Here is a 7719-nt window from a genome sequence, read left to right as displayed (position 1 = left end):
GGTCCGGACGACGGTCGCCGGTGTCCTCGGCTACACGAGCAGTGCGGCCGTCGATCACGAGCGGGGGCTGATGGACCTCGGCTTCGACTCGCTGACCGCGGTCGAACTCCGCAACCAGCTGGGCAAGTCGACCGGTCTGCGGCTGCCGGTGACCCTGCTCTTCGACTACCCGTCGTCGCGGGCGATCGCCGAGTACCTGGAGGCGGAGATCGCGCCGGCCGAGACACCGGCCGGTCCCGCTCTCGCCTCGCTCGCGGAGCTCGACCGCCTGGAACTGGATCTCGCGCGGCTCGCCGGGGACGAGGAGTCCCGGACACGGATCGCGGACCGTCTGGAGGCCCTGCTCGCGCAGATCGCCCCGGCGCGGGCCTCGGCGGACGCGGACGCGGAGCGGATCGAGTCCGCCTCCGACGACGAGATCTTCGACTTCATCGAGAACGAACTCGGCCTCTGACCCGGCGGCTGTCGCGGAGACACGCCATGGCTGTGAACGAAAGGAAGAGCAACGGTGAGTGAGGCAAAGCTTCGCGACTACCTGAAGCGCGTGACGGCGGATCTCCATGTGACCCGCCGCCGGCTGAAGGATGCCGTGGACAGGGACCGGGAGCCCATCGCGATCGTCGGGATGGCGTGCCGCTATCCCGGCGGGGTGAGCTCGCCGGAGGACCTGTGGGAGCTGGTGGCCGAGGGCCGGGACGCGGTGGGCGGATTCCCGACCGACCGGGGCTGGGACCTGGAGGCCCTGTACGACCCGGACCCGGACACGCCCGGCACGAGCTACGCCCGGGAGGGCGGCTTCCTGACGGAGGCCGACCACTTCGACGCGGCGTTCTTCGGGATCTCGCCGCGCGAGGCGCTGGCCATGGACCCGCAGCAGCGTCTGCTCCTGGAGACCGCGTGGGAGGCCGTCGAGCGCACCGGCATCGCGCCCTCCACGCTCAAGGGCAGCAGGACGGGCGTGTTCGCGGGGGTGATGTACCAGGACTACGGGTCGCGGCTGCGTCAGGTCCCCGACGATGTCGAGGGCTATGTCGGGGCGGGTGGCTCCGGCAGCATCGCCGCCGGGCGGATCTCGTACACCATGGGCCTGGAGGGCCCCGCCATCACGGTGGACACCGCCTGTTCCTCGTCACTGGTGGCCATCCATCTGGCGGCCCGGTCGCTGCGAGCCGAGGAGTGCGAACTGGCGCTGGTCGGCGGGTCGATGGTCATGTCGACCCCCGTCGCGTTCGTCGACTTCAGCCGCCAGCGGGGGCTCGCCACCGACGGGCGCTGCAAGGCGTTCTCCGCCGAGGCCGACGGCACCGGCTGGGGCGAGGGCGTCGGCATGCTCGTGTTGGAGCGGCTGTCCGACGCACAGCGCAACGGGCACCACGTGCTGGCGGTGGTCCGCGGTTCCGCCGTGAACCAGGACGGTGCGAGCAGTGGTCTCACGGCTCCCAACGGTCCCTCCCAGCAGCGGGTGATCCGTGCCGCGCTGGCCAATGCGGGCCTGACGCCCGCGGAGGTCGACGCGGTGGAGGCGCACGGCACCGGCACCTCGCTCGGCGACCCGATCGAGGCCGGCGCGCTGCTCGCCACCTACGGCAAGGAGCGCACCGACGGCCGCCCGCTGTGGCTCGGCTCGCTGAAGTCGAACATCGCGCACACCCAGGCGGCGGCGGGTGTCGGCGGTGTCATCAAGACGGTGATGGCGATACGCAACGGGCTGCTGCCCAAGACGCTGCACGCCCAGGAGGGTTCGCGGAACGTCGACTGGGAGTCGGGAGCGGTCCGGCTGCTCACCGAGGCACAGCCGTGGCCGGAGACGGGTGCGCCGCGTCGTGCGGGCGTGTCCGCCTTCGGATTCAGCGGGACCAACGCGCATGTCATCGTGGAGCAGGCGCCGGTGGTGGAGCCGGTGGAGCCCGTGTCCGCGGATGGTGTGGCGTGGCCGGTGCCGTGGGTGGTGTCCGGCCGCACCGAGGACGCCGTCCGTGACCAGGCCCGCCGCCTCGCCGCCCACGTCCGCGAACACCCCGAACACACCGTCACCGACATCGCCCACTCCCTCGCCACCACCCGCACCGCCTTCCACCACCGCGCCGCAGCCATCGGCACCGACCGCGACGACCTCCTCACCCAACTCGACCGCATCGCCGACACCACCACCCCCATCACCCAGACCCAAACCGGCAAAACCGCCTTCCTCTTCACCGGACAAGGCGCCCAACGCCCCGGCATGGGCGCCCGCCGGCACCGGCGCGCGTCGGGTGGATCTGCCCACCTACGCCTTCCAGCGGGAGAACTACTGGTTGATGCCGTCGGCGGGTGCGGGTGATGTGTCGGCTGCGGGTCTGGATCGGGTGGAGCACCCTGTCCTGGCCGCTGCCGTGCAGCTGGGTGACCGGGACGAGTGGGTGTTCACGGGTCGGCTGTCGGGTGAGAGCCAGCCGTGGTTGCTGGATCACGTGGTTCTGGGGACGGTGATTGTTCCGGGGACGGCGTGGGTGGAGTTGGCGTTGGCTGCTGGGCGTCGTGTGGGGGCGCCGGTGGTGGACGAGTTGGTGATGGAGTCGCCGCTGTTGTTGGAGGAGGGTGCGGCTGCTCAGCTGCGTGTCACGGTCGGCCCCGCGGGGGACGACGGCCGCCGGGAGGTGACGGTCTTCGCCCGGCCCGAGAGCGCCGACGCCGACGAGCGGGGCGGGACGACCTGCCATGCGCGGGGTTGGCTGGCTGCGGAGGACTCGGCGCCCGCTGCATCGTGGGTGCCGGGGGAGTGGCCGCCTGCCAAGGGTGTGGAGATGTCGGGTGATGTTCTCTATGCCGGGATGGCGGAGCTCGGGTTCGATTACGGACCGGTGTTCCAGGGTGTGCGGACGGCGTGGTCGGTGGGTGATCACGTGTTTGCCGAGGTGGGGTTGCCGGGTGATTCCGGTGGTGAGGGCTTCGGTGTGCATCCGGCGTTGTTCGATGCGTCGTTGCATGGTGCGTTCGCCGACAGGGGTGGGGATGGCGGGTCGACGATTCTGCCGTTCTCGTGGTCCGGGGTGAGTGCGGGGCGTTCGGGTCTGTCGCGGGTGCGGGTGCGGATCGCGCCTGCGGGTGATGCGGCGTTGCGGGTGGATGTGGTGTCGGACGAGGGCGAGCATGTTCTGCGTCTGGAGCGGTTGGACATGCGTCCGGTCGAGCCGGCTCAGCTGGAAGCCCTGCGTCGTGGTGCGGGACAGCCGGTGTACGAACTCGGCTGGGCACCCGTCCGGACGACGACCGCAGCCGCCGCCCGCACCGCCGTCCTCGGCGACGACCTCGGGGAGTTGGAGCGCGCGGTCGCCGACGGCGGCCGGGCACCCGATGCCGTCCTGGCACACATCGTCACACCCGTCGGTCCCGCGGCCCACGCCGCACGGACCGCCACCGGTGAGGCGCTGGAGCTGGTGCAGCGGTGGCTGGCGAGTGAGTGGCTGGGCGAGTCCCGGCTGGTCGTCGTCACCCGTGGCGCGGTGTCGGTGGACGGTGAGGCTCCGGACGTGGCGCAGGCCGCGGTGTGGGGTCTGCTGCGCAGTGCGCAGTCCGAGCATCCGGACCGTTTCGCGCTGGTCGACGCGGACGGTGCCGCCGAACCCGACTGGGGTGTGGTGCTCGGCTCCGACGAGCCGCAGCTCGCACTGCGCGACGGCCGGGCGCTGGCGCCGCGGCTGGTGCGTGCCTCGGCCGGTGGTGGCGGGACACAGTTCGCGGTGGACGGCACGGTGGTGATCACCGGTGGTACGGGTGGTCTGGGTGCGCTGTTCGCCCGCCACCTCGCGACCGCCCGCGGTGTGCGGCACCTGCTGCTGCTGAGCCGTCGTGGTCCGGCGGCGGAGGGTGCGGCCGAGCTGGTCGCGGCGCTGGCCGAGTCGGGTTGCGAGGCCCGGGTGGTGGCGTGCGACGTCTCCGACCGGGAGCAACTGGCTGCTGTCCTCGACAGCCTGGAGCAGCCGCTCACCGCCGTGGTGCACACGGCCGGTGTGCTGGACGACGGCGTGGTGGAGGCGCTCACACCCGAGCGTGTCGCGGAGGTCATGCGTCCGAAGGTGGACGCGGCGCTGCACCTGCACGAGCTGACCGCCGGCACCGACCTGTCCGCGTTCGTGGTCTTCTCCTCGATGGCCGCCCTCGTGGGCAATCCGGGTCAGGCGAACTACGCGGCAGCGAACGCCGCCCTGGACGCGCTCGCCGCGTCCCGCAGGGCCGCCGGACTGCCCGGCACCGCCCTCGCCTGGGGCGTCTGGTCGCACGGCGCCGGTATGGGCGCGGCCCTGGACGAAGCCGAACTGGCCCGTCTGGAGCGCGGGGGCATGAAGGCGCTCACCGCCGAGACCGGTCTCGAACTGTTCGACCAGGCCCTGGATGTGGACGCCGCTGTGGTCGTCCCCACCCTGCTGGACCATGCCGTGCTCCGCAGCCAGGCCAAGGCCGGGCTGCTCCCGCCGCTCCTGCGCGGTCTGGTGCGGCTGCCGGCACGTGCTGCCGGGGGCGTAGGTGCGCTCGCCCAGCGGCTCGCCGCAGTGCCGGAGGCGGACCGGGAGCGGATCGTCCTCGAACTGGTGCAGGCGCAGGTCGCGTCGGTCCTCGGTCACGCCTCGGCGTCCGCCGTCGGACCGGAGCGCGCGTTCAAGGACCTCGGCTTCGACTCGCTGAGCGCGGTCGAGCTGCGCAACCGGCTCAACCGGACGACCGGCGTGCGCCTGCCCGCCACGCTCGTCTTCGACCACCCCACCCCGGCCGCGGTCGCCCGGTTCCTGATGTCGCAGGTGACACCGGCCAAGCGGGCGTCCGGCAGCGGCACCGTGGTGCGCAGGCAGCAGGCGGACGCGGGCGAACCGCTGGCGATCGTCGGCATGAGCTGCCGCTACCCGGGCGGGGTGACCACGCCCGAGGAGCTGTGGGAACTCGTCGCCCAGGGGCGGGACGCCATCGGCCCGTTCCCCACCGACCGAGGCTGGGACCTGGAGCGTCTCTACGACCCGGACCCGGACCAGCTGGGCACCGTGTACACGCGTGCCGGTGGATTCGTCCACGGCGCGGGCCGGTTCGACGCGGACTTCTTCGGGATCAGCCCGCGCGAGGCGACCGCGATGGATCCGCAGCAGCGGCTGCTGCTGGAGGCGTCCTGGGAGGCGTTCGAGCACGCCGGAATCGCGCCGACGTCCCTCAAGGGCGACAACATCGGTGTCTTCTGCGGCGTCAGCTCGTCCGACTACGGCGTCAGCGGATCCGCCTCCCAGGTCGAGGGCTTCAGGCTGACCGGCTCCAGCACCAGCGTGGTGTCCGGCCGGATCGCCTACATCCTCGGTCTGGAGGGTCCGGCGGTGTCCGTCGACACGGCCTGCTCCTCCTCCGCCGTGGCCCTGCACTTCGCCTCCCAGGCCCTGCGGGCCGGCGAGTGCGAGATGGCGCTCATCGGAGGCGTCACCATCATGTCCGGGCCGTTCCTGCTCACGGAGTTCAGCCGCCAGCGCGGTCTCTCCACCGACGGCCGGTGCCGCGCCTACGCGGCGGGCGCCGACGGCACCGGGTTCTCCGACGGTGTCGGCGTCCTCGTCGTCGAGCGTCTCTCCGACGCGCGGCGCAAGGGCCACAAGGTCCTGGCCGTGCTGCGGGGCAGTGCGATCAACCAGGACGGCGCGAGCAACGGCATCACCGCCCCGAACGGCCCGTCGCAGGAGCGGGTGATCCGCGCCGCCCTCGCGAGCGCGGGTCTGTCGCCCGCGGAGATCGACGCGGTGGAGGGCCACGGCACGGGCACGAAGCTGGGTGACCCGATCGAGGCGCAGGCGCTGCTGGCGACCTACGGCCGGGAGCGCGCGAGTGAGCCGCTGTGGCTCGGGTCGATCAAGTCCAACATCGGTCACACCTCCGCCGCCGCGGGCGTCGCGGGGGTCATCAAGATGGTGATGGCGATGCGGCACGGTGTGCTGCCGCGGACCCTGCACGTGGACGAGCCCTCCCCGCACGTGGACTGGGAGTCGGGCGAGGTCCGGCTGCTGACCGAGGCCCGGGAGTGGACGCCGGGCGACCGGCCGCGTCGGGCGGGCATCTCGTCGTTCGGCGTGAGCGGCACGAACGCGCACATCATCGTGGAGGAGGCCCCGGCCGAGGAGCCCGCGGCCGACGGGGCCGGGGCACCGGACGCGCCGTTCGTCCCGGTCCCCGTCGTGGTCTCGGCGCGCAGCGCCGCCGCCCTGCGGGCCCAGGCCGAGCGTCTGCACGCCCACCTGACCGCGCACCCCGACCTGTCGCTGACCGACGTCGCCCACTCCGCCGCCACCACCCGCGCGCTGCTCGAACGCCGCGCCACCGTGGCGGCGACGGACCGCGAGACGCTGCTCGCCGGCCTTGCCTCCCTTGCCGCCGCCGAGCCTTCGGCCCACGTCGTGGAGGGCCAGGTCGCCGGGTCCGGTGTGAAGCCGGTGTTCGTGTTCCCGGGGCAGGGGGCGCAGTGGGAGGGCATGGCGGTCGGGCTGCTGGATTCCTCGCCGGTGTTCGCGGCGGAGATCGCGGCGTGCGGTGAGGCGCTGGCGGAGTTCACGGACTGGCGTCTGGAGGATGTGCTGCGCGGTGTTGCGGGTGCTCCGTCGCTGGAGCGGGTGGACGTGGTGCAGCCGGCGCTGTTCGCGGTGATGGTGTCGCTGGCGGCGCTGTGGCGGTCCTACGGCGTGGAGCCGTCGGCCGTGGTGGGCCATTCGCAGGGTGAGATCGCCGCCGCGTACGTCGCGGGTGGTCTGTCGTTGCGGGACGCGGCGCGGATCGTGGCGGTGCGGTCGCAGTTGGTGCGCGACCGGCTCGCCGGGCGGGGCGGCATGATGTCGGTGGCGCTGGGCGCGGAGCGGGCGGAGGAGCTGATCGCTCCGTACGCGGGCCGGGTGTCGGTGGCGGCGGTGAACGGGCCCGCGTCGGTCGTGGTGGCGGGTGAGCCGCAGGCGCTGGACGAGATCGCCGCCCGCTGCGAGGGCGACGGGGTGCGCGCACGCCGCGTCAACGTCGACTACGCCTCCCACTCGGCCCAGGTCGAGACCATCCGGACCGAGCTGCTGGAGGCGCTGGCTCCCGTCGAGCCCGTCAGCGGCCGGGTCCCCTTCCGCTCCACCGTCACCGGCGGCTTCCTCGACACCGCGGGCCTGGACGCCGGCTACTGGTACCGCAACCTGCGCGCCCAGGTCGGCTTCGAACCCGCGATCGCCGCGCTCGTCGACAACGGCACCGGCTGCTTCCTGGAGATGTCCCCCCACCCCGTCCTCACGATGGCTGTCGAGGGGACCGTCGAGGCGAGCGGAGCGGCGGACCGTGTGTCCGTCACCGGTTCGCTGCGCCGGAACGAGGGCGGCCTCGCCCGCTTCTGGCTGTCGCTGGGCCAGGCCGACATCGCCGGTGTCACCGTCGACTGGCCGTCCGTGTTCGCCGGCACCGGCGCGCGTCGGGTGGATCTGCCCACCTACGCCTTCCAGCGGGAGAACTACTGGTTGATGCCGTCGGCGGGTGCGGGTGATGTGTCGGCTGCGGGTCTGGATCGGGTGGAGCACCCTGTCCTGGCCGCTGCCGTGCAGCTGGGTGACCGGGACGAGTGGGTGTTCACGGGTCGGCTGTCGGGTGAGAGCCAGCCGTGGTTGCTGGATCACGTGGTTCTGGGGACGGTGATTGTTCCGGGGACGGCGTGGGTGGAGTTGGCGTTGGCTGCTGGGCGTCGTGTGGGGGCGC

At 72.7% G+C, this 7719-nt stretch carries 3 protein-coding genes and 1 pseudogene; all 4 read left to right on the top strand.

Annotated features, from left to right (window positions below):
• A partial coding sequence (locus EAO77_RS20235; protein ID WP_261994045.1) for an acyl carrier protein occupies positions 1–454 on the top strand: 454 nt, incomplete at its 5' end.
• A gap of 54 nt (positions 455–508) precedes the next feature.
• Complete coding sequence (locus tag EAO77_RS20230; protein ID WP_147989705.1) at positions 509–2320, top strand: type I polyketide synthase; 1812 nt, start codon at positions 509–511, stop codon at positions 2318–2320.
• Positions 2298–3122, top strand: a pseudogene (locus EAO77_RS40175) (polyketide synthase dehydratase domain-containing protein); the annotation flags it as partial. The gene EAO77_RS20230 and the pseudogene EAO77_RS40175, both read left to right, overlap by 23 nt.
• A gap of 33 nt (positions 3123–3155) precedes the next feature.
• A partial coding sequence (locus tag EAO77_RS20225) for a type I polyketide synthase (RefSeq protein WP_187283325.1) occupies positions 3156–7719 on the top strand: 4564 nt, incomplete at its 3' end.

Source organism: Streptomyces sp. T39 (assembly GCF_008042045.1).
Lineage (GTDB): Bacteria > Actinomycetota > Actinomycetes > Streptomycetales > Streptomycetaceae > Streptomyces.
The sequence above is the reverse complement of the archived record's forward strand: the minus strand, read 5'-3'. Positions and strand labels throughout refer to the sequence as shown.